At 64.3% G+C, this 26,058-nt stretch carries 23 protein-coding genes; 13 read left to right on the top strand and 10 right to left on the bottom strand.

The window, feature by feature from the left end:
* Positions 1–45 precede the first annotated feature (45 nt).
* The 5 genes from E8F06_RS07880 to E8F06_RS07860 form a co-directional block, all read right to left on the bottom strand.
* Positions 46–1,293: an ABC transporter permease gene (locus E8F06_RS07880; protein WP_280365861.1), complete on the bottom strand. Its 1,248-nt coding sequence runs from the start codon at positions 1,291–1,293 to the stop codon at positions 46–48.
* Between the two features lie 112 nt (positions 1,294–1,405).
* On the bottom strand, positions 1,406–2,437 hold the full coding sequence (locus tag E8F06_RS07875; RefSeq protein ID WP_190834469.1) for an ABC transporter substrate-binding protein: 1,032 nt from the start codon (positions 2,435–2,437) through the stop codon (positions 1,406–1,408).
* Between the two features lie 49 nt (positions 2,438–2,486).
* Complete coding sequence (locus E8F06_RS07870; protein WP_280365859.1) at positions 2,487–3,596, bottom strand: ABC transporter ATP-binding protein; 1,110 nt, start codon at positions 3,594–3,596, stop codon at positions 2,487–2,489.
* Between the two features lie 151 nt (positions 3,597–3,747).
* Positions 3,748–4,377 (bottom strand): response regulator transcription factor, encoded by a 630-nt coding sequence (locus E8F06_RS07865; protein WP_151131536.1) that lies wholly within the window; start codon positions 4,375–4,377, stop codon positions 3,748–3,750.
* The gene (locus tag E8F06_RS07860; protein ID WP_280365912.1) at positions 4,374–6,719 is read right to left on the bottom strand and encodes a transporter substrate-binding domain-containing protein; all 2,346 of its coding nucleotides are present in this window, start codon (positions 6,717–6,719) and stop codon (positions 4,374–4,376) included. The genes E8F06_RS07865 and E8F06_RS07860 overlap by 4 nt, the downstream gene beginning before the upstream one ends.
* 180 nt (positions 6,720–6,899) lie before the next feature.
* Between E8F06_RS07860 and E8F06_RS07855 the strand changes: the two genes are divergently transcribed.
* On the top strand, positions 6,900–7,931 hold the full coding sequence (locus E8F06_RS07855) for an alpha/beta hydrolase family protein (RefSeq protein ID WP_280365857.1): 1,032 nt from the start codon (positions 6,900–6,902) through the stop codon (positions 7,929–7,931).
* A gap of 36 nt (positions 7,932–7,967) precedes the next feature.
* Here the strand turns inward: E8F06_RS07855 and E8F06_RS07850 are convergent, their stop codons facing one another.
* The 3 genes from E8F06_RS07850 to E8F06_RS07840 are packed head-to-tail and all read right to left on the bottom strand — an operon-like array spanning position 7,968 to position 10,430.
* Positions 7,968–8,735, bottom strand: a complete 768-nt coding sequence (locus tag E8F06_RS07850; RefSeq protein ID WP_280365855.1) for a TerB family tellurite resistance protein — start codon at positions 8,733–8,735, stop codon at positions 7,968–7,970.
* Position 8,736: 1 nt separating this feature from the next.
* Positions 8,737–9,408, bottom strand: a complete 672-nt coding sequence (murU, locus tag E8F06_RS07845; protein WP_280365853.1) for an N-acetylmuramate alpha-1-phosphate uridylyltransferase MurU — start codon at positions 9,406–9,408, stop codon at positions 8,737–8,739.
* Positions 9,405–10,430 carry a phosphotransferase gene (locus E8F06_RS07840; protein WP_280365910.1) on the bottom strand — a complete coding sequence of 342 codons (1,026 nt, stop codon included), beginning with the start codon at positions 10,428–10,430 and terminating at the stop codon, positions 9,405–9,407. The genes murU and E8F06_RS07840 overlap by 4 nt, the downstream gene beginning before the upstream one ends.
* A gap of 125 nt (positions 10,431–10,555) precedes the next feature.
* On the opposite strand from E8F06_RS07840, the gene E8F06_RS07835 reads away from it, so the two are divergent.
* The 12 genes from E8F06_RS07835 to E8F06_RS07780 all read left to right on the top strand — a co-directional run bounded on the left by E8F06_RS07835 (position 10,556) and on the right by E8F06_RS07780 (position 25,178).
* Positions 10,556–13,333 carry an LPS-assembly protein LptD gene (locus tag E8F06_RS07835; protein ID WP_280365850.1) on the top strand — a complete coding sequence of 926 codons (2,778 nt, stop codon included), beginning with the start codon at positions 10,556–10,558 and terminating at the stop codon, positions 13,331–13,333.
* The gene (locus E8F06_RS07830; RefSeq protein ID WP_280365848.1) at positions 13,314–14,606 is read left to right on the top strand and encodes a peptidylprolyl isomerase; all 1,293 of its coding nucleotides are present in this window, start codon (positions 13,314–13,316) and stop codon (positions 14,604–14,606) included. Before E8F06_RS07835 ends, E8F06_RS07830 begins: the two co-directional genes overlap by 20 nt.
* A 73-nt stretch (positions 14,607–14,679) precedes the next feature.
* Positions 14,680–15,678 (top strand): 4-hydroxythreonine-4-phosphate dehydrogenase PdxA, encoded by a 999-nt coding sequence (gene pdxA / locus E8F06_RS07825; RefSeq protein WP_280365847.1) that lies wholly within the window; start codon positions 14,680–14,682, stop codon positions 15,676–15,678.
* A 123-nt stretch (positions 15,679–15,801) separates the two neighbouring features.
* Positions 15,802–16,608, top strand: coding sequence for a 16S rRNA (adenine(1518)-N(6)/adenine(1519)-N(6))-dimethyltransferase RsmA (rsmA, locus tag E8F06_RS07820; protein ID WP_280365844.1), 807 nt, complete (start codon positions 15,802–15,804; stop codon positions 16,606–16,608).
* A gap of 31 nt (positions 16,609–16,639) precedes the next feature.
* Positions 16,640–17,020, top strand: coding sequence for a Co2+/Mg2+ efflux protein ApaG (gene apaG, locus E8F06_RS07815; RefSeq protein WP_280365842.1), 381 nt, complete (start codon positions 16,640–16,642; stop codon positions 17,018–17,020).
* A gap of 10 nt (positions 17,021–17,030) precedes the next feature.
* Positions 17,031–17,858, top strand: coding sequence for a symmetrical bis(5'-nucleosyl)-tetraphosphatase (locus tag E8F06_RS07810; RefSeq protein WP_280365840.1), 828 nt, complete (start codon positions 17,031–17,033; stop codon positions 17,856–17,858).
* Positions 17,851–18,180 carry a thiosulfate sulfurtransferase GlpE gene (gene glpE, locus E8F06_RS07805; protein WP_280365838.1) on the top strand — a complete coding sequence of 110 codons (330 nt, stop codon included), beginning with the start codon at positions 17,851–17,853 and terminating at the stop codon, positions 18,178–18,180. Before E8F06_RS07810 ends, glpE begins: the two co-directional genes overlap by 8 nt.
* Positions 18,181–18,467: 287 nt before the next feature.
* Positions 18,468–20,390, top strand: a complete 1,923-nt coding sequence (locus E8F06_RS07800) for a PrkA family serine protein kinase (protein WP_280365836.1) — start codon at positions 18,468–18,470, stop codon at positions 20,388–20,390.
* A gap of 98 nt (positions 20,391–20,488) precedes the next feature.
* Complete coding sequence (locus E8F06_RS07795; protein WP_151131523.1) at positions 20,489–21,760, top strand: YeaH/YhbH family protein; 1,272 nt, start codon at positions 20,489–20,491, stop codon at positions 21,758–21,760.
* Positions 21,761–21,773: 13 nt separating this feature from the next.
* Positions 21,774–23,339: a SpoVR family protein gene (locus E8F06_RS07790; protein ID WP_151131522.1), complete on the top strand. Its 1,566-nt coding sequence runs from the start codon at positions 21,774–21,776 to the stop codon at positions 23,337–23,339.
* A gap of 64 nt (positions 23,340–23,403) precedes the next feature.
* Complete coding sequence (locus tag E8F06_RS07785) at positions 23,404–23,913, top strand: DUF4136 domain-containing protein (RefSeq protein ID WP_280365833.1); 510 nt, start codon at positions 23,404–23,406, stop codon at positions 23,911–23,913.
* 32 nt (positions 23,914–23,945) lie between these two features.
* Positions 23,946–25,178: a multifunctional CCA addition/repair protein gene (locus E8F06_RS07780; protein WP_280365830.1), complete on the top strand. Its 1,233-nt coding sequence runs from the start codon at positions 23,946–23,948 to the stop codon at positions 25,176–25,178.
* On the opposite strand, the gene folK is transcribed toward E8F06_RS07780, so the two are convergent.
* Positions 25,151–25,693 carry a 2-amino-4-hydroxy-6-hydroxymethyldihydropteridine diphosphokinase gene (gene folK, locus E8F06_RS07775; RefSeq protein WP_280365828.1) on the bottom strand — a complete coding sequence of 181 codons (543 nt, stop codon included), beginning with the start codon at positions 25,691–25,693 and terminating at the stop codon, positions 25,151–25,153. The two genes, E8F06_RS07780 and folK, sit on opposite strands and share 28 nt — an antisense overlap.
* A complete protein-coding gene (gene folB / locus E8F06_RS07770; protein WP_151131518.1) occupies positions 25,684–26,037 on the bottom strand; it encodes a dihydroneopterin aldolase in 354 nt (117 codons plus the stop codon). Before folB ends, folK begins: the two co-directional genes overlap by 10 nt.
* Positions 26,038–26,058: the final 21 nt, after the last annotated feature.

The raw sequence follows: 26,058 nt of genomic DNA, 5'->3' as shown, positions 1-26,058 counted from the left end.
CCGCACGCGGGAGAGGGGGATCGGACGGCCTCCTTCGGAGGCGTTTTATCCCAGACGCAGGCGGCCGGCGCCGACCAGCCAGGTGTAAACCACGTACAGCACCAGGGTGGCGAACAGCAGCATGCCGCCCAGGGCCGTGGCCATGCCCCAGTTGATGGTGGTGTTGGTGAAGAAGGCGACGAAGTAGCTGACCATCTGGTCGTTCGGGCTGCCCAGCAGCGCCGGGGTGATGTAGTAGCCGATGGACAGGATGAACACCAGCAGGCAGCCGGCGCCGACGCCAGCCACGGTCTGCGGGAAGTACACCCGCCAGAAGCTGGCGAACGGATGACAGCCGAGGGAGATCGCCGCCCGCATGTAGCTGGGGGAGATGCCCTTCATCACGCTGTAGATCGGCAGGATCATGAACGGCAGCATGATGTGCACCATGGCGATGTAGACGCCGGTGCGGTTGAACACCAACTGCAACGGCTGGTCGATCAGGCCGAGTTTGATCAGCGCGCCGTTGATCAGGCCGCCGGACTGCAGCAGCACGATCCAGGCGGCGACGCGCACCAGGATCGAGGTCCAGAACGGCAGCAGCACCAGGATCATCAGCAGGTTGCTCTGCCGCGTCGGCAGGTTGGCCAGCAGGTAGGCCAGCGGATAGGCCAGCAGCAGGCAGATGGCGGTGATCACCGCGCCCATCCAGAAGGTGCGGGCAAAGATGTCCAGGTAGATGGCCTGGTCCGGCGTGGCCGGAGCCAATTCGCCCAGGTCATCGATTCGATGGTCAAGGGAGGCCAGCAGGTAATAGGGGGTCAGGTTGCTGGCATTGCGGCGGATCGCCTGCCAGTAGGCCGGGTCACCCCAGCGCTCGTCCAGGCTCTCCAGGGCGTCCTTGTAGGAAGCCGGCTCGGTCTTGAACGGCAGTGCGCGAGCGGTCTTGGCCATCAGGCTGCGGTAGCCGGCCAGTTCCATGTTCAGGCGCTTGGAAAGATCGCCGATGGTCTGGTTCTTGCGCGCCGCGGCCAGGTCTTCGGCCAGCGCCTTGTACACGGGCTCGGCAGGTAGCGCCTTGCCGTCCCAGCTGGAGATGGCGTCGACGGTGCGCGGCATGGAACCGACCACTTCCGGGTTGTTCACGCTCTTGTAGAGCAGCGCGCCGATGGGCACCAGGAAGGTCAGCAGAAGGAAGATCAGCAGCGGCAGGATCAGCGCCTGGGACTTCAGGCGGTTCATCCGCTCGGCTCGGGCGAGGCGCTGCTTGAGGCTGGGGCCGGCGACCTCGTTCAGTGGCACTGCAGTGGCCATGGCGAACTCCGTTGGAACAGGTATTTAGGTTCAGGCCCTAAGGCCAGGGTGAGGAAGAAGCTCCCTCACCCCCAGCCCCTCTCCCAAAGGGAGAGGGGAGGAGCAGCCGGACTTACTTGGCCGCCCAGGAGTTGAAGCGCTGTTCCAGTTGCTCGCCGTAGTCAGCCCAGAAGGTGACGTCCATGGCGACCTGGTCCTTGATGTTCTCCGGGGTGGTCGGCATGTCTTTCAGCAGGCCCTTGTCCAGCAGCGGCACGGCCTGGGTGTTGGCCGGGCCATAGGCGATGTTCTCGGAGTAGGTCTTCTGCTGCTCGGGCTTGACCGAGAAGGCGATGAATTCCTTGGCCTTATCGGCATCCTTGGCACCCTTCGGGATGGCCCAGGAGTCGAAGTCGTAGATGCCACCGGTCCACACGACCTTCAGGTTGCTTTCCTTCTGCACGGCAGCGATACGGCCGTTGTAGGCGGAGCTCATGACCACGTCACCGGAAGCGAGGAACTGCGGCGGCTGGGCGCCGGCTTCCCACCACTGGATGCTCGGTTTGATCTCGTCGAGCTTCTTGAAGGCGCGGTCCTGGCCTTCTTTGGTGGCCAGCACGGTGTAGACGTCCTTCGGCGCAACGCCGTCGGCCATCAGGGCGAATTCCAGGGTGTACTTGGCACCCTTGCGCAGGCCGCGCTTGCCCGGGAATTTCTTCACGTCCCAGAAATCGGCCCAGCTGGTGGGGGCGGACTGCAGCTTGTCGGCGTTGTAGGCCAGCACGGTGGACCATACGAAGAAGCCGACACCGCAGGGCTGGATAGCGCCGGGAACGAAGTCTTCGGCCTTGCCGAACTGGGCGGCGTCCAGCTCTTCGAACATGCCTTCGTCGCAACCACGGGCAAGTTCAGGCGACTCCACCTCAACCAGGTTCCAGGAAACGCTGTTGGTGTCGACCATGGCCTTCACCTTGGCCATTTCGCCGTTGTATTCGCCAGCGATGATCTTGTCGCCGGTGCTCTTCTGGTAGGGCTCGTAGAACGCCTTGACCTGCGCATTCTTGTTGGCACCGCCGAAGGACACCACGGTCAGGTCGGCAGCCATTGCCTGTGCGGCGCAGGCCAACCCGAGGGCGATGGCGGTGAGTTTCAGGGATTTCGACATTGTTGTTTTCTCCACAGTGCAGGGTTGCTAATGCGTTGGCGCCGCCGCGTCATTCCGCCAGAAGCGGGTCCAGTGCGCGGACGTGCTCCACTTGCCAGCCGAGCGGCACCACATCGCCTACCGCCAGTGCGGGGTCGAGCTCAGCAATAGGTTGCTTGACGAAGAAGTCGGGCTTGCCGCAGACCTCCATGCGGATACGCACGTGGTCGCCCAGGTAGATGAACTCGGTGACGCGCCCGGAGAAGCGGTTCACGCAGCTCTCGCTGTGGCCGTTGATGCGCACGCGCTCGGGACGGATCGACAGGGTCACCGGTTCACCCGGCTGACCGACGTTGATCGCCAGGGCCTCGACCTTCTCGCCACGGGCCAGGCGAACCACGCACTTGTCGCCGTCGCGACTTTCCAGTTGGCCGTTGATGCGGTTGTTCTCGCCGATGAAGTTGGCCACGAAGGTGTTCTTCGGCAGCTCGTAGAGCTCGCGCGGCGGGGCGATCTGCTGGATCTCGCCCTGGTGGAACACGGCCACGCGGTCCGACATGGTCAGGGCTTCGCCCTGGTCGTGGGTCACGTAGACCACAGTCACACCCAGACGCTCGTGGATGTGCTTGATCTCCATCTGCATGTGTTCACGCAGCTGTTTGTCCAGCGCACCGAGGGGTTCGTCCATCAGCACCAGCTGGGGTTCGAACACCAGGGCGCGGGCCAGGGCGACGCGCTGCTGCTGGCCGCCGGAAAGCTGGCCAGGGTAGCGGTTGCGGAAGGTGTCCAGCTGGACCATGGACAGCGCCCGCTTGACCCGCTCGCTGGCGTCGGTCTTGCTCATGCCACGCACGGAGAGCGGGAAGGCCAGGTTCTCGGCCACCGTCATATGCGGGAACAGGGCGTAGTTCTGGAACACCATGCCGATGTCGCGCTTGTGCGGAGGCACGTTGTTGATGGAACGACCAGCCAGGAGGATTTCGCCGCTGGTGGGGGTCTCGAACCCGGCGAGCATCATCAGGCTGGTGGTCTTGCCGGAGCCGGACGGCCCGAGCAGGGTGAGGAATTCGCCTTTGCGAATATCCAGGTTGAGGTCTTTGACGATCAGGGTCTCGCCGTCGTAGCTCTTCTGCACGCCGCGAAAGCTGACCAGGATGTCGTTGCCTTGTGTCTCGGCCATAACCGCACCTTTATTTTTGTGTCTGCCGTAGTCCAAAGCCTAGAGAAGGCGGCAAAGCACGCAAATCGGGCGGTATGAGAGATTGCTATAAGGCTTAGAGAGGATTTTTTGTAAGGATCGCCCTACAAATCAGAGCGCGATTGTCGGACATTCACAGGAGCTTGTGCTCCACGGCGTACTTCACCAGGTCAGCCACCGAGTGCAATCCCAGTTTCTGCATCAGACGGGCCTTGTGGGTGCTCACAGTCTTGCTGCTGACCGCCAGTTGCTGGGCGATTTCATTCACCCCCTCACCGCGCACCAGGCGCTCGAACACCGAGAACTCACGCTCCGAAAGCAGGGTATGAGCCGGCCGGGCGTCAGTCAGTCCCACCTCGAAGACCATGCGGTCGGCCAGGTCCGGATCGATGTAACGACCGCCTGAGGCCACCTTGCGGATCGCGGTGAGCAGCAGGGCCGGGTCGCTATCCTTGGTGGCGTAGCCGGCGGCGCCAATCTTCAGCGCCCGCGCCGCCATCTGCGCTTCGTCGTGCATGGACAGCACCAGCACTGCCGGCGGATTGCTCAGGGCGCGGATGCGCGGAATCGCTTCCAGGCCGTTTACCCCGGGCATGGAAATATCCAGTAGCACCACTTCGCAGGGTGTCTGGCGCAGCGCATCCATCAGCTGCTCGCCGTTGCCGGCCTCCCCCGCCACGCAAAGGTCCTTGGCCAGCCCGATGAGCTGCTTGATGCCCTCGCGGACGATGGTGTGGTCTTCGGCCACCAGTACTCGGATCACGCCACTTTCTCCTTATCCAACGCCACGCGCACGCAGAGGGTGGTGCCCTCGCCCGGCTGACTCTCTATCTGCAGGCTGCCGCCCAGCATCAGCACGCGCTCGCGCATGCCCACCAGGCCGAATGATCCGCCGCCCTTGGCGCCGGTATCGAAACCACGGCCATCGTCGCTGATGCGCAGGCAGATCATGTCGTCCTCCTCACTGAGGCGGACCGCGACAGTATGCGCCTCGGCATGGCGCATGACGTTGGTCAGCGCTTCCTGCAGCACGCGGAACAGGCCCACCGCCTTGGCATCGGACAACTGCGGCAGCTGCTCGGGCACTTCCACCAGGCAGGGAATCTGCGTGCGGGCCTCGAAGCGCCGCGCCTGCCACTCGATGGCCGAGGCGATGCCGGCGTCGAGGATCGGCGGCCGCAATGCCGTCGCCACGTCGCGCACGAGTTGGAACAGATGGGCGATCAGCCGCTTCATGCTGTCCAGGCGCTCCTTGAGCCCGGCGTCGAGCCCGGCGTAGGCCAGTTCGCACATGGAGGTCTCCAGTTTGAGCACCGTGAGCACCTGGCCCAGTTCGTCATGGACTTCCCGGGCGATACGCGCCTTCTCTTCCTCTCGCACGCTTTCCAGGTGCGCCGACAGATCGCGCAACTGGGCGCGGGAAGCCCCCAATTCCAGTTCGATCTGTTTATTGGCGGTGATGTCCCAGACCACGCCATCCCAGACTGCGCGGCCGTCATCGAAGATCCGCGCACTGGCCTTGATGTCGGCCCAGCGCAGCTCACCGTCACGAGTGAGGATGCGCCCCTGCCAATGCCAGTCGCGATCGGCCTCCAGCGCCTGCAACTGGCTCTCCCAGTAGCCATCGCGATCCTCCGGATGGACCAGGCCGCGAATGCCGCGCCCGGTATCCAGCAACTCGCTGGCGCTGTAGCCCACCAACCCTTCGCTGCCCTCGCCGATGAAAGCAAAGGCGGACGGCGCGCCGGCCTGCGGCCGCTCCAGGCGGAACACCAGGCCGGGCACGTTGGACGCGATGCCCTTCAGGCGCGCCTCGCTCTCTTCGAGTGCCTCGCGGGCGCGGCGACGCTCGGTGGCGTCGGAGAGGAACACCACCAGGTATTCGGAGGAGCCGAAGCGCAGGAAACTCAGCGACACATCCGCCGGCAGCCAGCTTCCATCGGGGCGCAGGCAACGTGTCTCGAAGCTCAACGGCCCCTCGTCGCTGTTGCGTGCTCGGCGCCAGAGATCGAGCCAGCGGTCCATGCTCAGTTCGGGCTGGAAGTCAGCCAGAGGCCGGTCCGCCAGGCTGCCCGGCACGTAGCCGAGCATCTGTTCGGCGGCACGGTTGGCGTAGCGCACGTGGCTGTCCCAGTTCACCCAGAGAATGCCCAGGGTGCTGTGGTCGATGGAGAACTGGGTGAGGCGCAGGGCTTCTTCGGCCGCTTCGCGCAATTGAAGGGCGTGGCGGGCATCCAGCAATTGCCGCTCCAGCTGACGCCGCTGCCGACGCAGCCAGGCGATGATGGCAGCAGCGATCACGAGCAACACACCTAGCAGCAGGCTGAGGTTCTGCCAGAAGCCCGCGGACTCTCCTAGGCGCGGATACTTGGGCTGCAGCCAGCGCTCATGGAGCTGGTCGAGGTCCTTGGCCGGCAGGCTACGCAGGGCGATGTCGATGATCGAGGCCAGTTCCGGCCAGTCCCTGCGCGAGGCGACCCGCAGCAGCTGCGGAAATCCGATATCCCCCACCACCGCCAGCCCGGCGAATTCCTGTTCGCGGGACAGGCGACTGAGTTGGGCCTCATCCAGCACGGCATAGCGCACCTGCTCGGCGAGCAGCGCCTGCAGCGCCTGCCGCTCACTGGCCATTGGCTTGAGATCGAGGTTGGAATAGGTGGCGCGCAGGTAATCAGCCACCGCGCTGGGTTGGCGCAGGGCCACGGGCGAGGTGGCATCGAGCTGCTCCAGATCCACCGCCGCACTGCCCTCCCGCTCGCCCACCAGCAACTGGGAAACCCGCAGGTAGGGATCGGAGAACAGCCACAGACGCAGGCCGGCAGGCGTCTGGCCAAGGCCCGGGGCCAGGTCGATCTGCCCGCTGCGCATGGCCTGTTCCAGTTCGGGCTGGCTGTCGTAGGTGCGCCAGACCAGCTCCACGCCCATGTCCCTGGCCAGCCAGTTCATCAGCTCGACGTTGGCGCCGGAGAGTTGCTGCAGTCGACGATCCAGCTGGACATAAGGCGCCTGGAGCACCGCGCCGACACGCAGCTGGGCGTGATTCTCGAGCCATTGCCGCTGACTTTCGTCCAGAGGCAGATCGCTCGACGCGGCCAGTGCGGGCATCGCCAGGCAGCAGGCGAACAACAGGGAAAGGAGCTCACGGATCATGGATGGCCAACCGCAACCAGGAGAAACAGCCGACATACCTTACTCCAGCCGTGGCGAACCATGCGAAGGCTCGGCCTGACAAATGCACGACGAGCCATTAGGCTCCTGCTTCCCAGCTTGACCAGGAAGTCCCCGATGCCCCGTGCCATTCGCCCTGTCCTTGCGGCCCTTTGTCTCGCCCTGCTGCCCGCCTCCCCCGTGCTGCTGGCGGAAGAAGACGCCGCCGCGTCGAAGGAGACTGCGCCGGCAGTAGAGCGAGCGCCCCTGGAGGAACGCAGCCAGGAGGAGGCCAGCAGCCTGGAGCGCCAACTTCCCGCGCGGGAGCAACAGCAGCTCAAGGCCGGCGAGGAGAGTTTCCTCGTGCTGTGGCAGCCTGCGAATGTCGGTGAGCCCAGCGGACTGGTAATTCTCCTCCCAGGCGAAGGCGAGACCGCCGACTGGCCCGAAGCCGTCGGCCCGCTGCGGCGCAAGCTGCCGGACTCCGGCTGGAGCACCCTCGCGTTGACCCTGCCGGACCCCAGCGGCGACCCACTACCGCCCCGCCCGCTGAAAACCGAGGAGCCGACCAAGGCGGAGCCGGCGGTAAGCCCAGAGAAGGCCGAAGAAGAGGGCCCAGCCAATACCGAGCAAGCCGGCAGCGCCGAACCCAATACCGACCCGGCGCCTCCGCCGCTGTCCCGCGATGCCATCCAGAAGACCCAGACCGAGCGTGTGTTTGCCCGCATCGACGCAGCGCTGGCCTTCGCCCGCCAGCAGAAATCCGGGGCGATCGTGCTGCTGGGGCATGGCACAGGCGCCTACTGGGCAACGCAGTACCTCGCCACCAATGAACCGAAGGATGTGCGCAACCTCCTGCTGGTAGCGGCGGAATTGCCTGCAGGCTACGAGCCCGCATTGGAGGATTCACTGCCCGCGCTGAAGCTGGCCACTGGCGACTTCTATTACAAGGACCAGCCCACCGACCGCGATGCCGCCCTGCGACGCCTGCACGCGAGCAAGCGGCAGAAGCACCCGGCCTATATCCAGATCGCCATGAAAGGCCTGCCGGCTGATCGGCGCATCGAACAGGAGCAGCTCATCCGGCGCATTCGCGGCTGGCTGAGCCTGCATCTGGAAGCGGACGCCAGCAAGGTGCCAGCAAATGCCGCTTCAGGTCCCTCCATCTAAGGAAGCACCCGGCGCAACGTCGCTCCGAAGAACGCTTCAGCGGAAACCGTGACGCTCGCGGATCAGGTTGTAGGCGCTGTGCAGTTCGCGGGTGCGATCGGTGGCGGCGCGCACCAGGGCGGGACTGGCGCCTGAGCCGGCAAGCTTGTCCGGATGGTTCTGGCTGAGCAGGCGGCGATAGGCACGTTTGATCACCGCCGGTTCGCAGTCGGCAGTCACCCCCAGCAGGATCAGCGCATCCTTGTAGCTGTTGCCGCGTTTGGGCGGCAGGCCATGGGGAATGTCGTAACCGGCCCCCAGCGCCTCGATTCGAGCTGTCGGAAGGCCGAGCCAATGCCCCCACTGCAGGATGAGTTCGCGCTCGCGCTGACCGATCCGGCCATCGGCAGCCGCCATCTGCCAGCAACTGCGCAGTAGGCGCTCCGCGGTCAGACGCTCGCCCTTCAACACGTGCAGGCTGGGCTGCAGATTGTCGCTGCCTGCCTTGCCGCGGTTGAAGGCCGCGATGGCTCGACGGGCACTGGCGTCATCCAGGCCGACCCGCTTCATTTCCGACCGTGCCTGCTGGATGTGGGCTTCCTGCACTCGTCCATCGCTCTTGGCCAGACGCCCGAGAAGGACGAACAGCAGGTCCTGCTCTTCGATGGCGGGATCGCCGCGCAGGCGCGCACGCAGGTCGCCCCAGGACTCCAGCTTCAGGCGCCGGTCGAGCACCTGGCCCAGCAGCGCACCGAGCATGGCGCCCGGAATGCTCGCCAGGGCGAAGCCGGCCGCGGCGCCGATCAGGGTGGCAGGCCAGACCAACTCAGGCCTCCGCCGTCAGCAGGCGTTCGACTTCCGCCAGGCGCTCGTGGGTACCGACATCCACCCAGCGTCCCGAGAAGTGCTCCCCGCTCACCTGGCCGGCAGCCATGGCCTGACGCAGCAACGGCGCCAGCTTGAAGGCACCGGGCTGGCAGTCGGCGAACAGGCGCGGATGGAGCACGGCGATGCCGCTGTAGGTGAGGCTGGGCTCACCGTCCACCGCATCACTCACTCGGCCGCCCTGCAGGCGGAAGTCGCCACGGGGATGGTGGGCGGGGTTGTCCACCAGTACCAGGTGGGCCAAGCCGTCCAGCGGTTGGCGCAGGCGGCGGAAGTCGAAGTCGGTCCAGACATCGCCATTCACCACCAGGAAGGGGCCATCCCCCAGCAGCGGCAGCGCACGGTAGATACCACCGCCGGTTTCCAGGGGCTCGCCCTCGGCGGAATAGCGGATGGACAGGCCGAAGCGCGCACCGTCGCCCAGGTGATCCTCGATCTGCTGGCCGAGCCAGGCATGGTTGATCACCAGCTCACGAAAGCCGGCATCCGCCAGCGCCCGGAGATGGAACTCGATGAGCGGGGTATCGGCGGCGCGCACCAGCGGTTTCGGGGTATGCAGGGTCAGGGGGCGCATGCGCTCGCCCTTGCCCGCGGCAAGGATCATGGCCTTCATTGGGCGACAGCCTCGTCCCGGGGCAGGCTGGCGAGCAGCTCACCCAGCTCGGCCAGTTCCGGACGACGCTCGATCACTGCCTTTATATAGGCAAAGAAGCGCGGCACATCGCCCAGGTACTTGGGCTTGCCGTCGCGATGGCAGATACGCGCGAAGATGCCGATGACCTTGAGGTGGCGCTGCACGCCCATCAGGTCGCTGGCGCGGCGGAACTCGGCGAACTCGGTCTGGACCGGAATCCCCGCTGCGCGGGCCTGGGTCCAGTAGCGTTCCAGCCAACCGGCGACGCGCTCCTCGGGCCAACTGAGGAAGGCGTCCTTGAACAGACAGGTGACGTCATAGGTGACCGGACCGTAGACCGCATCCTGGAAGTCCAGCACGCCCGGGTTCGGGGCACTGAGCATCAGGTTGCGCGGCATGTAGTCGCGGTGCACCAGCACTTGCGGCTGGGCCAGCGCGCTGTCGATCAGCAGGTCGGAAATGCGCTGCCAGGCCGCCAGGCGCTCGCCTTCCAGCTTGATCCCCAGGTGGTGCTGCAGGTACCACTCGGGGAACAGCTGCAGCTCACGACGCAGCAGGGCATCGTCATAGCTGGGCATGGGGACGTCGAGGCTGCGTTTCTGGAACGTCAGCAGCGCCTGCAGGGCGTCCTCGAACAGAGCGTCAGCGTTCTCGGCATTGATGACGTCGAGGTAGGTCTGGCGTCCCAGATCATCGAGGATCAGGAAGCCTTGCTCCACATCGGCGGCAAGAATACGCGGCACGTGCACGCCGGCCTCGGCGAGCATTCCGGCCACTTTGACGAAGGGACGGCAGTCCTCTCGGGGCGGCGGGGCATCCATCAGGATCAGGGTGCGGCCTTCGGCCTGCCAGCGGAAGTAACGACGGAAGCTGGCGTCGCTGCTGGCCGGAACCAGCGTGGCGACGGGCACGAGGCCCCAGCCTTCGGCAGCGAACAGGGTGGGCAACTGCTGATCAAGCCACTGGCTCAGCTGCTGAAGGCGCAGGTCTTCGTGGTGCATCGGGTGGTCTCCGGCGGCGCTAGCCGTTGTGCGGGTCATGCTTTATTATCCAGCATCTTTTTCAGCCCATCGAGAGGCGTGCGGCCCAGCGGGCCGAAGGCGCGCAGGAAGCCCGGACTAATAAGATGGCAGTAAGATCCCCCGCGTTTCGTAGAAAGTTCCCTCTGCTGGTGACCGGCAGCCTGCTGGCCCTCCAGCCAGTAGCCACTTCGTTCGTCGTCGCCGCAGAGCAGTTCGATTGCAAGGCTTCCACTGCTGGCGGCTGGGCCTGTGCGCCCAAGGCCAGCGCCGAGAGCCTGCCGCCACGCCCGGTACACAGCGACAGCGCCGTGAGCTCGACCATTGGCGTCGCTCCCCAGGCCATCGAAGGCGGCGAAGCCGAGGGCGGCAAGCCGACCCTGGTTACCGAGGCCGAAGGCAAGGGCCTGGCATCCCGCAGTGCCGACTATAGTCACCTCGACTGGGTGCCGCGCGACGAGCTCACTCCCGCGCAACTGGCCGAAGCCGGCCCTTATTGCGCCGGTGCCTATATCGAGCCGCCGCGCCCGGGCATCAACGACAACACTTCGCCGGAAGATGCGCCGACCTACATCTCCGCCAAGGCCTCGCGCTACGAGCAGGAGAAGCAGATCGCCACCCTCGCCGGTGACGTCGTCCTGCGCCAGGGCAGCATGCAGGTGGAGGCTGACGAAGCCAAACTGCACCAGGCCGAAAACCGTGGCGAGCTGGTCGGCAACGTCAAGCTTCGCGACAAGGGCGCCCTGGTAGTCGGTGACCACGCCGACCTGCAACTGGACAACGGCGAAGCCAAGATCGACAACGCCGAGTACGTCCTGCACCAGTCGCATACCCGCGGTAGCGCGCTGTACGCCAAGCGCCAGGAAGACGCGGTCATCCGTCTGAAAGACGGTACCTACACCCGTTGCGAACCGGGTGACAACGCCTGGCACCTGAAAGGCAACAACATCAAGCTGAACCCGGCCACCGGTTTCGGCACCGCGACCAACGTCACCCTGCGGGTCAAGGACATTCCGGTGTTCTATACCCCGTACATCTATTTCCCGATCGACGACCGTCGCCAATCCGGTTTCCTGCCGCCGACCATCGGTAGCAGCACCGACACCGGTTTCCTGCTGGTCACGCCGTACTACTTCAACCTGGCGCCGAACTACGACGCCACCCTGTACCCGCGCTACATGGCCAAGCGCGGCCTGCTGATGGAAGGTGAGTTCCGTTACCTGACCCGCAGCAGCGAGGGCCAGCTTGGCGCCGCCTACCTCGATGACAAGGAAGACGAGCGCAAACTCATGTCCGAGTACGAGAAGAAGCGCTGGCTGTACAACTGGAAACACACCGGTGGCCTGGACTCCCGCCTGCTGGCCGAAGTCGACTACACCGACGTCAGCGACCCGTACTACTTCGACGACCTGGACACCGACCTGGGTGTGGACACCCCTACCTACGTCAACCAGCGCGGCACCCTCACCTATCGCGGCGAAGGCTACACCGCAAGACTGAACGCCCATGCGTATGAGTTGGCGACCATCACGGACATCACGCCCTATGATCGCCTCCCTCAGATTACCCTGGATGGCGCGCTGCCCTTCCGACCGGGCGGACTGAACTTCGCCTATAAGACTGAGTTTGTGCGTTTCGACCGCAACCTGCGCGACGGTCTGTTCTCCGATATCGATGGCGTCACTTCGCCATGGAACGACAACAACCTTCGCGGCCTGGCCCGTGCCAATGGTGATCGTACCCATCTGGAGCCAAGCGTCGGACTGCCGATGACCTGGACCTGGGGCTTCCTCAAGCCGCAAGTCAAGTACGCCTATACCCAGTACGACCTGGACCTGGACCAGCAAGGCAAGAACAGCCTGCTGGCCGAACAGACCTTCCACAGCAGCCAGGATCGCCAGGTACCGATCTACAGCGTTGACAGCGGCCTGTACTTCGACCGCCAGACCCAGTTCTTCGGCAAGGATTACACCCAGACCCTGGAACCGCGCCTGTACTACCTCTACGTGCCGGAAGAGGACCAGACCGACATTCCACTGTTCGATACCGGCGAATCCACCTTCAGCTACTCGTCGCTGTGGCGTGAAAACCGCTTCTCCGGCCGCGACCGTATCGGCGACGCAAACCAGGCTTCCCTGGGCGTGAGCAATCGCTGGATCGAGTCCAACGGGTTCGAGCGCCAGCGCTTCAGTATTGGCCAGGCCTTCTACTTCCAAGACCGCAAGGTGCAATTGCCCGGAATCGACTTCCACGACCGTGCCGACGCGCAGGCTGATGTATCGCCCTACGCGCTGGAGTACATGTACCGCTTCAACCGCGACTGGCGCATCAACTCGGCCTTCAACTGGGACCCGGATACCCATCGCACCCGCTCCGGCAGCGCGATGTTCCACTACCAGCCGGAAGACAATCCGAACAAGGTGGTCAACGCCGGTTACCGCTATCGCAACGACACCGTCCACTTCGACCAGTCCACTGGTAACTGGGTAGTGGGCGGTGGCGACTTCGGCACCCCCGGCACCCCGGGTTTCATCAAGGATTACTACAAGATCAGCCAGCATGACTTCTCGGTCATCTGGCCGGTGGTCCCGCAATGGAGCGCTCTGGCCCGTTGGCAGTACGACTACAGCCAAAACCGTACCCTGGAAGCCTTCGGTGGCTTTGAGTACGACAGTTGCTGCTGGAAGCTGCGGCTGATCAACCGCTACTGGGTGGACTACGACGAATTCGACCAGACCCCCAACACAGCCAACGTAAGCGGCGACCGCGGGATCTTCCTGCAAATCGTCCTGAAGGGCCTCGGCGGCATCGTGGGAAACAAGGCCGAAGGCTTCCTGGAAAAAGGCATTCAAGGTTACCGTGAACGTGAAGACCAAGCTCTCTGATTGTCTGCGCCCGCTGCTGTTGGGCGCCCTCCTCCTCGGCGGCCTCGCGCACGCCGAGGTTCGCTCCATCGACCGCGTGGTCGCCATTGTCGATAACGATGTGATCATGCAGAGCCAGCTGGACCAGCGTCTGCGTGAAGTGCAGCAGACCATTGCCAAGCGCGGCGCCTCGCTGCCGCCCGAGCATGTGCTGAGCCAGCAGGTGCTGGAACGCCTGATCATCGAGAACATCCAGTTGCAGATCGGCGACCGCTCCGGCATCCGTATCGCCGACGAAGAACTGAACCAGGCCATCGAAGCCATCGCCCAGCGCAATGGCATGACGGTCGACCAGTTCCGCAGTGCCCTTTCCCGCGATGGCCTGTCCTATGACGACGCCCGTGACCAGGTTCGCCGCGAAATGGTCATCAGCCGCGTCCGTCAGCGTCGTGTGGCCGAGCGTATCCAGGTCACCGACCAGGAAGTGCAGAACTTCCTCGCTTCCGACATGGGCAAGATCCAGCTGTCCGAGGAATTCCGCCTGGCCAACATCCTGATCCCGGTACCGGAAGGCTCCTCGCCGAGCACCATCCAGGCTGCCGAGCGCCAGGCCCAGGAGCTGTACCAGCAGCTGCAGCAAGGTGCCGATTTCGCCCAGCTGGCGATTTCCCGCTCCGCTGGCGAAACCGCGCTGGAAGGCGGCGAGATCGGCTGGCGCAAGGCCGCCCAGCTGCCGCCGCCCTTCGACGCCATGATCGGTGCCCTGCAGCCTGGCCAGGTAACCGAACCGGTCCGCACCCCGGGCGGTTTCATCATCCTCAAGCTGATGGAAAAGCGCGGTGGCGACACCCTGGTTCGCGACGAAGTGCATGTCCGCCACATCCTGCTCAAGCCCAGCGAGATTCGCAGCGAAGCGGATACCCAGCGTCTGGCCGAGCGTCTGTACGAGCGCATCCAGGCTGGCGAAGACTTCGGCGAACTGGCCAAGAGCTTCTCGGAAGACCCGGGTTCGGCCCTCAACGGCGGCGACCTGAACTGGATCGACCCCAACGCCTTGGTTCCGGAATTCCGCGCGGTCATGGCCAAGACCCCTGCCGGCGAGCTCTCCAAGCCGTTCAAGAGCCCCTACGGCTGGCACGTCCTGGAAGTGCTGGGCCGCCGCGCCACCGACAGCAGCGAGAAGTTCCGCGAGCAGCAAGCCATCAACATCCTGCGTAACCGCAAGTACGACGAAGAACTGCAGGCCTGGCTGCGCCAGATCCGCGACGAAGCCTACGTCGAAACCAAGCTGTAAGTCGCTGGGTCCAGTCCAGCGCGCTGGCGGTACAATCACCGCCAACGCGCTGGACACCAAGCAAGGACCCGCAATGAAACCTCTCCGCTTCGCCCTCACCCCAGGTGAACCCGCCGGCATCGGCCCCGACCTCTGCCTGCTGCTCTCCCGCTCCGCCCAGCCCCACGCCCTGATTGCCATCGCCAGCCGCGACTTGCTTGAGCAGCGCGCCGCTGAACTGGGCCTGTCGATTCAGCTGATCCAGACCGATCCATCCCGCCTGCCGGAGGCCCCGGCCCCTGCTGGCAGCCTCTACGTCTGGGACACGCCCCTGCGAACCGCGGCCAAGCCAGGCCAGCTGGAGACCGAGAACGCCGACTATGTGCTGGAAACCCTGACCCGCGCCGGCCAGGGCTGCCTCGACGGGCTGTTCGCCGGGATGATCACAGCCCCTGTGCACAAGGGCGTGATCAACGAGGCCGGCATTGCCTTCTCTGGCCACACCGAATTTCTCGCCGACCTGACCGCCACCCGGCAAGTGGTGATGATGCTGGCCACTCGTGGCCTGCGCGTGGCCCTGGTGACCACTCACCTGCCCCTCAAGGATGTCGCCGCCGCCATTACGCCCGACCGGCTCCAGCGAGTCAGCCGCATCCTCCATGCGGACCTGGTGAACAAGTTCGGCATCGCCAAGCCGCGCATCCTGGTGTGCGGCCTCAATCCCCACGCTGGCGAAGGCGGCCACCTGGGCCGGGAGGAACTGGAAGTCATCGAGCCGACGCTCGAAGGCCTGCGCGAAGAGGGTCTGAACCTGATCGGCCCGCTGCCCGCCGACACGCTATTCACCCCCAAGCATCTGGAGCATTGCGATGCCGTGCTCGCCATGTACCACGACCAGGGGCTGCCCGTGCTCAAGTACAAGGGTTTTGGCGCGGCAGTGAACGTCACCCTGGGTCTGCCGATCATCCGCACCTCGGTGGACCATGGCACCGCGCTGGACCTGGCTGGCACCGGGCGCATCGACTGCGGCAGCCTGGAAGTCGCCCTGGAAACCGCCTACCAGATGGCCGCGGCGCAACAAGCCCTTCGATAAAGCGACCATCCCGCGCCGCTTTCGCGGCCAAGCCTTAGGCGGCGCGGGCTGGCGCCTGATAAACTGCGCGACTCAAGTTTCCACGCCAGGCTCCCAGCCTGGCCCCAAGGCCTGGAGCCTTCGATGTCCGAACACTACCAACACCGCGCGCGCAAGCGTTTCGGCCAGAACTTCCTGCATGACGCCGGCATCATCCACCGCATCCTGCGCAGCATTCATGCCCGCGCGGGCGAGCGCCTGCTAGAGATCGGGCCGGGCCAGGGCGCACTCACCGAAGGTCTGCTGGCGAGCGGCGCCCAGCTCGACGTCGTCGAGCTGGACCTGGACCTGATCCCCATCCTGAAGCACAAGTTCGGACTTCTGCCGAACTTCCGCCTCAACCAGGGCGATGCGCTGAAGTTCGACTTCCGCCAACTCGACGCCGAACCCCACAGCCTGCGGGTAGTGGGCAACCTGCCGTACAACATCTCCACGCCGCTGATCTTCCACCTGCTGAGCCATGCGGACCTGATCCGCGATATGCACTTCATGCTGCAGAAGGAAGTGGTGGAGCGCCTGGCCGCCGAGCCCGGCGGCGGCGACTGGGGCCGGCTGTCGATCATGGTTCAGTACCACTGCCGCGTGGAACACCTGTTCAACGTCGGACCGGGCGCCTTCAATCCGCCGCCCAAGGTGGATTCGGCCATCGTGCGCCTGGTCCCCCACGAAGTCCTGCCGCACCCGGCCAAGGATCCCGCCCTGCTGGAGCGCGTAGTCCGCGAGGCGTTCAACCAGCGCCGCAAGACCCTGCGCAATACCCTGAAGGGCCTGCTGGACGCTTCCGCCATCGAAGCCGCAGGCGTCGACGGCGGGCTGCGCCCCGAGCAACTCGACCTGGCTGCCTTTGTCCGCCTGGCCGATCAACTGGCTGCCTCCAGCGCGACCCCCTAGACTCCAATTCCAGCAATTCGAGAACTTTCGCGTGTCCGATCCCCGTTACAAGGTCGACGTCAGCGTCGTCACCCGCTTCCTCCCGGAACAATCGCAGCCGGACGAGAACCGCTTTGCCTTCGCCTACACCGTGACCATCCAGAACAATGGCGAGCTGCCGGCCCAACTGCTCACTCGCCACTGGGTGATCACCGATGGCGATGGCCATGTGCAGGAAGTACGCGGAGCCGGCGTGGTCGGGCAGCAGCCGCGTATCGACCCGGGCGCCAGCCACACCTACACCAGCGGTACCGTGATGGCCACGCGTGTCGGCAGCATGCAGGGCAGCTACCAGATGCTCGCTGACGACGGCAAACGCTTCGACGCCATCATCGCCCCCTTCCGCCTGGCCGTTCCCGGCTCGCTGCACTGAGGACACCGGCATGACGGCTTATGCGGTCGGCGACCTCCAGGGTTGCCTCGATCAACTGAAGTGCCTGCTGGAACAGGTCCGCTTCGATCCAGCCAAGGATGAACTCTGGCTGGTGGGCGACCTGGTCAACCGGGGCCCCAAGTCCCTGGAGACCCTGCGCTTCCTTTATTCCATCCGCGAATCGGTGGTCTGCGTTCTCGGTAACCACGACCTGCACCTGCTGGCCGCGGCGAACAACATCGAACGACTGCGCAAGGCCGATACCCTGCGCGAGATCCTCGAAGCGCCGGACCGCGCCGAGCTGCTGGACTGGCTTCGCCGACAGAAGCTGCTGCACTACGACGAGCAGCGGGACATTGCCCTGGTCCACGCCGGGATTCCGCCCCAGTGGTCGCTGAAGAAGGCCCTCAAGCGCGCCGCCGAAGTCGAGGAAGCCCTGCAGGACGACGCCCGCCTGCCGCTGTTCCTCGATGGCATGTACGGCAACGAACCGGCCAAGTGGGACGGCGACCTGCACGGCGTCACGCGCCTGCGGGTCATCACCAACTACTTCACCCGCATGCGCTTCTGCCGCGCCGACGGCACCCTGGACCTCAAGTCCAAGGAAGGCCTGGATACCGCGCCCCCCGGTTTCGCCCCCTGGTTCAGCTACCCCGAGCGCAAGACCCGTGGGCAGAAGATCATCTTCGGCCACTGGGCGGCGCTGGAAGGCAATTGCAACGAACCCGGCCTGTACGCCCTCGACACCGGCTGTGTCTGGGGCGGCACCATGACCCTACTGAATATCGACAGCGGCGAGCGCATCAGCTGCAGCTGTGAGGAGAACCGCCATGAGTGAATTCCAGCGCATCGCCCCCGAACAGGCCCAGACCCTGCGCGAACAGGGCGCCGTGGTGGTGGACATCCGCGACCCGCAGAGCTTTGCCCTCGGGCACATCAGCGGCGCGCACCACCTGGACAACCACTCCCTGGCCGACTTCATCGCCAAAGCCGACTTCGACAAACCGCTGATCGTCGCCTGCTACCACGGCAACTCCAGCCAAGGCGCGGCCGCCTATCTCGCCCATCAGGGCTTCTCCGAGGTCTATAGCCTCGACGGCGGATTTGAACTGTGGCGCAGCGTCTATCCCGGGGAAGTCGCCCAGGGCAACGTCGAGTAAATTTTTTTCGGCGAGGCGCAACGCCGCGCTATCTCTGGCTTGGCGCCATTTCCCCGACGGACGGTAATCCCCTGTTATCGTTCCGTCACGCTTGACGTTGCCGATAACGAACTACTCTTAGCTCAGGCCATCCAAAAAAGGGGAGAGCCGGTACACCGGTTCCGGGCCATCGGCAGCGACCATTCAGGTGTTCTGGGGGACTTTCATCAGCCGGCCTTCTTCGGCTGACTGCCCGCACCCGCACAACCGACCCCGCGCCGGCTTCCTGATCCCAGCGAGGTGACGTCATGAGCATTTTCAGCCACTTCCAACAACGCTTCGAAGCGACTCGCCAGGAGGAATATTCCCTTCAGGAATACCTGGACCTGTGCAAGCAGGACCGCAGCGCCTACGCCACCGCCGCCGAACGCATGCTCATGGCCATCGGTGACCCGGAGCTGCTCGACACCTCGGTCGACTCGAGGCTGTCGCGGATCTTCTCCAACAAGGTGATCCGCCGCTATCCGGCCTTCGCCGACTTTCACGGCATGGAAGAGTGCATCGACCAGATCGTGTCCTACTTCCGCCATGCCGCCCAGGGCCTGGAAGAGAAGAAACAGATCCTCTATCTGCTGGGACCGGTGGGTGGCGGTAAATCGTCCCTGGCGGAAAAGCTGAAGCAGTTGATGGAACGTGTGCCCTTCTATGCGATCAAGGGATCGCCGGTGTTCGAATCGCCCCTGGGGCTGTTCAACGCCGATGAGGATGGCGCCATTCTTGAAGAGGAATACGGCATTCCGCGGCGCTACCTGCGTACCGTGATGTCGCCCTGGGCCACCAAGCGTCTGAACGAACTGGGCGGGGACATCAGCAAGTTTCGTGTGGTGAAGCTGTATCCGTCGATCCTCAACCAGGTCGCCATCGCCAAGACCGAGCCGGGCGACGAGAACAACCAGGACATCTCCGCGCTGGTGGGCAAGGTGGATATCCGCAAGCTGGAGGAATTCCCGCAGAACGACGCCGATGCCTACAGCTACTCGGGCGCTCTGTGCCGGTCCAACCAGGGCCTGATGGAGTTCGTCGAGATGTTCAAGGCGCCGATCAAGGTCCTGCACCCGTTGCTGACCGCCACCCAGGAAGGCAACTACAACAGCACCGAGGGCCTGGGCGGACTGCCGTTCAACGGCATCATCCTGGCCCACTCCAACGAGTCGGAATGGCACAGCTTCCGTAACAACAAGAACAACGAGGCCTTCATCGACCGGATCTACATCGTCAAGGTGCCCTACTGCCTGCGCGTCACCGACGAAATCAAGATCTACGACAAGCTGCTGGTCAGCAGCTCCCTGGCCCACGCCCACTGCGCCCCAGACACCCTGCGCATGCTGGCACAGTTCTCCGTACTGTCCCGTTTGAAGGAGCCGGAGAACTCCAACATCTATTCGAAGATGCGCGTCTACGACGGCGAAAACCTCAAGGACACCGATCCGAAGGCCAAGTCGATCCAGGAGTATCGTGATGCGGCAGGCGTGGACGAGGGCATGAACGGCCTGTCGACCCGCTTCGCCTTCAAGATCCTTTCCAAGGTGTTCAACTTCGACCCCCACGAAATCGCGGCCAACCCGGTGCACCTGCTCTATGTACTGGAGCAGCAGATCGAGCAGGAACAGTTCCCGGCGGAAATGCGCGAGCGCTACCTGCGCTACATCAAGGAATACCTGGCGCCGCGCTACATCGAGTTCATCGGCAAGGAAATCCAGACCGCCTATCTGGAGTCCTACAGCGAATACGGCCAGAACATCTTCGACCGCTACGTGCTCTACGCGGACTTCTGGATCCAGGACCAGGAATACCGCGACCCGGAAACCGGCGAGATCCTCAACCGTGTGGCCCTGAACGAGGAACTGGAGAAGATCGAGAAACCGGCCGGCATCAGCAACCCGAAGGACTTCCGCAACGAGATCGTCAATTTCGTACTGCGCGCCCGGGCCAACAACAACGGCAAGAACCCGAGCTGGCTCAGCTACGAGAAGCTGCGCGTGGTCATCGAGAAGAAGATGTTCTCCAACACCGAGGACCTTCTGCCGGTCATCAGCTTCAATGCCAAGGGCAGCAAGGAGGAGCAGCAGAAACACAACGACTTCGTCAAACGCATGGTCGAGCGCGGCTATACGGAGAAACAGGTACGCCTGCTGTCCGAATGGTACCTGCGGGTACGCAAGTCGCAGTAAAACAGTCTCAAGCTGCAAGCCTGGAACATGCACGCCGGAGGCGCCGTTACACGCGGCGTCCTCCGTGCCTTGCAGCCTGAAGCTCCCCGGAGGGGTATATGAGCTACGTCATCGACAGGCGTTTGAACGGCAAGAACAAGAGCACGGTGAACCGCCAGCGGTTCCTGCGCCGCTACCGCGACCACATCAAGAAGGCCGTGGAGGAGGCCGTCAGTCGCCGATCCATCACCGACATGGAGCATGGCGAACAGATCAGCATCCCCGGCCGGGATATCGACGAGCCCGTCCTGCACCACGGCCGTGGTGGCCGGCAGACCATCGTCCACCCCGGCAACAAGGAATTCACCACCGGTGACCGCATCCCCCGTCCCCAGGGCGGCGGCGGTGGACGTGGTGGCGGCAAGGCCAGCAACCAGGGCGAGGGGATGGATGACTTCGTCTTCCAGATCACCCAGGAGGAATTCCTCGACTTCATGTTCGAGGACCTGGAACTGCCCAACCTGGTCAAACGTCACCTCACCGGCGCCGACACCTTCAAGACCGTGCGGGCCGGCATCAGTAACGAAGGCAACCCGTCGCGGATCAATATCGTCCGTACCCTGCGCTCGGCCCATGCGCGGCGCATCGCCCTGTCGGGTAGCAGCCGCGGCAAGCTGAAGGAAGCGAAGGAGGAACTGGAGCGCCTGAAGCGCGAGGAGCCGGACAATTTTGGCGATATCCAGGAACTTGAAGCGGAAATCGCGAGACTTCGCGCCAGAATCGAGCGCGTTCCCTTCCTCGACACCTTCGACCTCAAGTACAACCTGCTGGTCAAGCAACCCAATCCGTCCTCCAAGGCAGTGATGTTCTGCCTGATGGACGTCTCCGGCTCCATGACCCAGGCCACCAAGGACATCGCCAAGCGCTTCTTCATCCTCCTGTACCTGTTCCTCAAGCGGAACTACGACAAGATCGAGGTCGTGTTCATCCGCCACCACACCAGCGCACGCGAAGTGGACGAGGAGGAATTCTTCTACTCCCGGGAAACCGGCGGCACCATCGTCTCCAGCGCGCTGAAGCTGATGCAGGAGATCATGGCCGAGCGCTACCCCATCAACGAGTGGAACATCTACGCCGCCCAGGCCTCGGACGGCGACAACTGGAACGACGATTCACCCATCTGCCGGGATATCCTGATCAAGCAGATCATGCCGTTCGTGCAGTACTACACCTACGTCGAGATCACCCCGCGCGAGCACCAGGCGCTGTGGTACGAGTACGAACAGGTCTGCGATACGTTCGCCGATACCTTCGCCCAGCAGCAGATCGTCTCGGCGGCGGATATCTACCCGGTGTTCCGCGAGCTGTTCCAGCGCAGGCTCGTGACCTGAGGGGAGGCGTGAAATGACTGCCAGCAAGAAGGAACGCAAGCCCATTTCAACGGGGTCGGAATGGACCTTCGACCTGATCCGCACCTATGACCGCGAGATCAGCCGGATCGCCGAGCGCTACGCGCTGGACACCTACCCGAACCAGATCGAAGTGATCAGCGCCGAGCAGATGATGGATGCCTACGCTTCGGTCGGCATGCCCATCGGCTATCACCATTGGTCCTACGGCAAGCACTTCCTCGCCACCGAAAAGGGCTATTCGCGGGGTCAGATGGGCCTGGCCTACGAGATCGTGATCAACTCCGATCCCTGCATTGCCTACCTGATGGAGGAAAACACCATCACCATGCAGGCGCTGGTAATCGCCCACGCCTGCTACGGCCATAACAGCTTCTTCAAGGGCAACTACCTGTTCCGCACCTGGACCGACGCCAGCTCGATCATCGACTACCTGGTGTTCGCCAAGCAGTACATCGCCCAGTGCGAGGAGCGCCATGGCATCGACGCCGTGGAAGACCTGCTGGACTCCTGCCACGCCCTGATGAACTACGGCGTGGACCGCTACAAGCGTCCCTACCCCATTTCAGCCGAGGAAGAGCGACGCCGGCAGAAGGAACGCGAGGAGCATCTGCAGAAGCAGATCAACGACCTCTGGCGCACCATTCCCAAGGGCAGCGGCAAGGGCGGCGAGAAAGACAACCAGCGCTTCCCCGCCGAACCGCAGGAAAACATCCTCTACTTCATCGAGAAGCACGCGCCTCTACTGGAACCCTGGCAACGGGAAGTGGTGCGCATCGTGCGCAAGATCGCCCAGTACTTCTACCCACAGCGCCAGACCCAGGTGATGAACGAAGGCTGGGCCACCTTCTGGCACTACACCATCCTCAACGATCTGTACAACGAGGGCCTGGTCACCGACGGCTTCATGATGGAGTTCCTGCAGTCGCACACCAGCGTGGTCTACCAGCCGCCCTTCGACAGCCCCTATTACAGCGGCATCAACCCCTACGCCCTGGGCTTCGCCATGTACCGCGACATCCGCCGCATCTGCGAGGAGCCCACGGATGAGGATCGGTACTGGTTCCCGGACATCGCCGGCAGCGACTGGTTGTCCACCCTCAAGTTCGCCATGAACAGCTTCAAGGATGAGAGCTTCATCCTGCAGTTCCTCTCGCCCAAGGTGATCCGCGACTTCAAGCTGTTCAGCATCCTCGACGACGACCAGAAGGACGAGCTGTACGTCCCGGCCATCCATGACGAGCAGGGCTACCGGTTGATCCGCGAAACCCTGGCGGCCCAGTACAACCTCGGCAACCGCGAACCCAACGTGCAGATCTGGAGTGTGGACCGCCGCGGCGACCGCTCGTTGACCCTGCGTCACCAGCAGCACGACCGCAAGCCACTGGGTGAGTCGACCGATGAAGTGCTCAAGCACCTGCATCGCCTCTGGGGCTTCGATATCCACCTGGAAACCCGCCACGGCGAGCAGATAACAGGGAGCCATCATGTCCCCCCAAAGGGGGAGCGCACTGAGGACGGGGAATACCCGCGCCTGGACCTGATCATTCCACCCATTTGATCGGTTGACCGCATGCCCGGCCCGCGCCGAGCATGCGGTTCCCCCCTATGGGAGCCGCCCTCAGATGCGCCTGTTCCTCGTCCTGCTGCTGTGCCTGGCCCTGGCCACCTGCTCCACGCCCATTCCGCAGGTCCGCATCCTGCAACCCGCCACAGCCGGGTTGGCGGGGCGCAGCAGCTTCCAGCTGATCTCGCCGGAAAAGGCGGTAGACGGCGAACTGCCTTACCCGGAGCGCTACGCCCAGCTCGGCCCACTGATCCGCCAGGCCCTGGGGGAGCGTGGTTATCGCGATGCCAATGATGCGCAAATGCGTGTCTACTACTGGCTGGCAGTGAGCGACCAGCCACTGGAATTCAAGGTCAATCAGGCACCGCCCAGCCCCCTCGGCCCGTACCAGGCCATCCACCGGCTGCACGACGAAACCGGCACCTTGCGCCTGCGCCTGACCGACCCCGACGGCCAAGTACTCTGGGAAGGCCTGGCCAGCACCGGCCTCAGCCCCTCCTGGGACAGCGCCGAGCTGCTGGAAAGCGCCGTGCGCGCGCTGGTCGCCCAGGTCCCTGCCGCTCGCTAGGCTGCTATCCTCCGCAGCCACGGAGGCAAGCCATGCAGATATACAAAGTGGGCGGAGCGGTACGCGACCGTCTGTTGGGCCGCGAGGCGATCGAAAACGACTGGGTAGTGGTCGGCGCCACGGCCGAAGAAATGCTGGAGCTGGGTTACCGCCCGGTGGGTGCGGACTTCCCGGTGTTCCTGCACCCCCAGAGCGGCGAGGAATACGCTCTCGCGCGCACCGAGCGCAAGAGCGGCCGCGGCTACGGTGGTTTCACCTTCTATGCCAGCCCGGATGTGACCCTGGAACAGGACCTGATCCGCCGCGACCTCACCGTCAACGCCATGGCCGAGGACGACCACGGCAACCTGATCGACCCCTACGGCGGCCAGAAGGACCTCGCTGCCCGCGTGCTGCGCCATGTCTCCCCCGCGTTCGCCGAAGACCCCCTGCGCGTACTGCGCGTGGCGCGCTTCGCCGCGCGTTATGCGCCGCTGGGCTTCACGGTCGCCGAGGAAACCCTGGTGCTGATGCGACAGATTGCCGAATCCGGCGAACTGGACGCCCTGACACCTGAACGCAGTTGGAAGGAAGTTTCCCGCGCCCTGATGGAACCGCGACCGGATGTGTTCATCCAGGTCCTGCGCGACTGCGGCGCCCTCGCCGCCTGGTTGCCCGAGGTGGACCGTCTGTTCGGCGTGCCACAGCCGGAGAAACACCATCCCGAGGTGGATTCCGGCATCCATGTGCTGGCGGTGCTACGCCAATGTGCGGAACACCAGCAGCCGCTCACCGTGCGCTGGGCCAGTCTGCTGCATGACCTGGGCAAGGGCCTGACCCCCGAAGAGGAGTGGCCGCAGCACATCGCCCACGAAAAGCGCGGCCTGAAGCTGATCAAGGCCGTGAACGAGCGCTGCAAGGTACCCCGGGATTGCCAGGAACTGGCGCTGCTGGTGGGCGAGTACCACACCCATGCCCATCGCGCGCTGGAACTTCGTCCGACCACCCTGCTGGAGTTGCTGCAGAGCTTCGATGTCTACCGCCGACCGCAGCGCTTCGAAGAGTTCGTCGCCGCCAGCGAAATGGATGCCCGCGGACGCACCGGCCTGGAACGGCGCGACTACCCCCAGGCCGCGTACCTGCTGGGCGCGGTGGCTGTCGCCCGCGCGGTGACGGTGCAGCCGCTGCTGGAGAAGGGATTGAAGGGCGCCGAACTGGGTGAAGCGCTCAAGGGTGAGCGCCTCAAGGCCCTGAAGGCTTACAAGGAAGGCTGCGGGAAGGCCTGAATCAGCTCGGCGGGCGTCAACTCGGCGCCCCGCCACGAGAAGGAAGCCGGCCAGAGCATTTGCTGGATGGAGGCACCCTGCCACAGCTCAGCGAAGGGGCGGCGCTCTCCCGGATGCAGCACCTCGGGTGCCAGAAGCGCCAGGGGCCAGAGCACGAAGGCGTTCTTCAGCACCTCGGGACGCGGCAGGACCAGGCCGTCGAAATTGCCCACGCGGTCGCCATACAGCAGCACATCGATGTCCAGCGGCAGGCCCTTGCGGCCCGGCGCGTATCGGCCGTTGTCGGCTTCGATTTCCTTGAGCCGGCGATCCAGCTCGTGGAGCGACAGGTCAGTGCGGGCGACCACCACGAAATTGAAGAAATTCCCGCTCTTGATACCAACGGGCAGGCTCTCGAACACCGCCGAGCAGCGGATGTCCTGAAGGAAACCGGCCAGGGCTTCGAGCCCGGCGGTGAGATTGCGCTCGCGCTCGATGTTGCTGCCGAGGCCGAGGTAGATAGTGGTCAGCGACATCCGCGCTCGATCTCCACGCCAACGCTGCTGGCCGCGGCAACTGCGCCAGGCTTGTGCAACTTCAGGCGGACCCAGGGGATGTTGAACTCGGCCATCAGTACGGCCACTAGGCGCTCAGCGAAGGTTTCCACCAGGAGGAACTGCGCTTCGGCGGCGAAGGCCTGAATGCGCTGGGATACGGCGGCGTAGTCGAGCGCCTTGTCCAGGTCATCGCCCTCGGCGGCCGGGCGGTTGTCCCAGCCCAGTTGCAGGTCCAGGCGCAGGCACTGGCGAATGCTGCGCTCCCAGTCATAGGCACCAATTACGGTGTCGACTTCCAGACCCTCAATGAAAACCGTGTCCACGTCAGTGCTGCCCCGCTAGAA

Source organism: Pseudomonas sp. BN411 (genome assembly GCF_029871235.1).
GTDB lineage: Bacteria > Pseudomonadota > Gammaproteobacteria > Pseudomonadales > Pseudomonadaceae > Metapseudomonas.
The sequence above is the reverse complement of the archived record's forward strand: the minus strand, read 5'-3'. Positions and strand labels throughout refer to the sequence as shown.

Excerpts from the sequence above, each read along its gene's own strand:
- E8F06_RS07880 (WP_280365861.1), bottom strand. The coding sequence starts at position 1,293 with ATGGCCACTGCAGTGCCACTGAACGAGGTCGCCGGCCCCAGCCTCAAG.
- E8F06_RS07875 (WP_190834469.1), bottom strand. The coding sequence starts at position 2,437 with ATGTCGAAATCCCTGAAACTCACCGCCATCGCCCTCGGGTTGGCCTGC.
- E8F06_RS07870 (WP_280365859.1), bottom strand. The coding sequence starts at position 3,596 with ATGGCCGAGACACAAGGCAACGACATCCTGGTCAGCTTTCGCGGCGTG.
- E8F06_RS07860 (WP_280365912.1), bottom strand. The coding sequence starts at position 6,719 with ATGCCCGCACTGGCCGCGTCGAGCGATCTGCCTCTGGACGAAAGTCAG.
- E8F06_RS07855 (WP_280365857.1), top strand. The coding sequence starts at position 6,900 with ATGCCCCGTGCCATTCGCCCTGTCCTTGCGGCCCTTTGTCTCGCCCTG.
- murU (WP_280365853.1), bottom strand. The coding sequence starts at position 9,408 with ATGAAGGCCATGATCCTTGCCGCGGGCAAGGGCGAGCGCATGCGCCCC.
- E8F06_RS07840 (WP_280365910.1), bottom strand. The coding sequence starts at position 10,430 with ATGCACCACGAAGACCTGCGCCTTCAGCAGCTGAGCCAGTGGCTTGAT.
- E8F06_RS07835 (WP_280365850.1), top strand. The coding sequence starts at position 10,556 with ATGGCAGTAAGATCCCCCGCGTTTCGTAGAAAGTTCCCTCTGCTGGTG.
- pdxA (WP_280365847.1), top strand. The coding sequence starts at position 14,680 with ATGAAACCTCTCCGCTTCGCCCTCACCCCAGGTGAACCCGCCGGCATC.
- rsmA (WP_280365844.1), top strand. The coding sequence starts at position 15,802 with ATGTCCGAACACTACCAACACCGCGCGCGCAAGCGTTTCGGCCAGAAC.
- E8F06_RS07810 (WP_280365840.1), top strand. The coding sequence starts at position 17,031 with ATGACGGCTTATGCGGTCGGCGACCTCCAGGGTTGCCTCGATCAACTG.
- glpE (WP_280365838.1), top strand. The coding sequence starts at position 17,851 with ATGAGTGAATTCCAGCGCATCGCCCCCGAACAGGCCCAGACCCTGCGC.
- E8F06_RS07800 (WP_280365836.1), top strand. The coding sequence starts at position 18,468 with ATGAGCATTTTCAGCCACTTCCAACAACGCTTCGAAGCGACTCGCCAG.
- E8F06_RS07795 (WP_151131523.1), top strand. The coding sequence starts at position 20,489 with ATGAGCTACGTCATCGACAGGCGTTTGAACGGCAAGAACAAGAGCACG.
- E8F06_RS07790 (WP_151131522.1), top strand. The coding sequence starts at position 21,774 with ATGACTGCCAGCAAGAAGGAACGCAAGCCCATTTCAACGGGGTCGGAA.
- E8F06_RS07785 (WP_280365833.1), top strand. The coding sequence starts at position 23,404 with ATGCGCCTGTTCCTCGTCCTGCTGCTGTGCCTGGCCCTGGCCACCTGC.
- E8F06_RS07780 (WP_280365830.1), top strand. The coding sequence starts at position 23,946 with ATGCAGATATACAAAGTGGGCGGAGCGGTACGCGACCGTCTGTTGGGC.
- folK (WP_280365828.1), bottom strand. The coding sequence starts at position 25,693 with ATGTCGCTGACCACTATCTACCTCGGCCTCGGCAGCAACATCGAGCGC.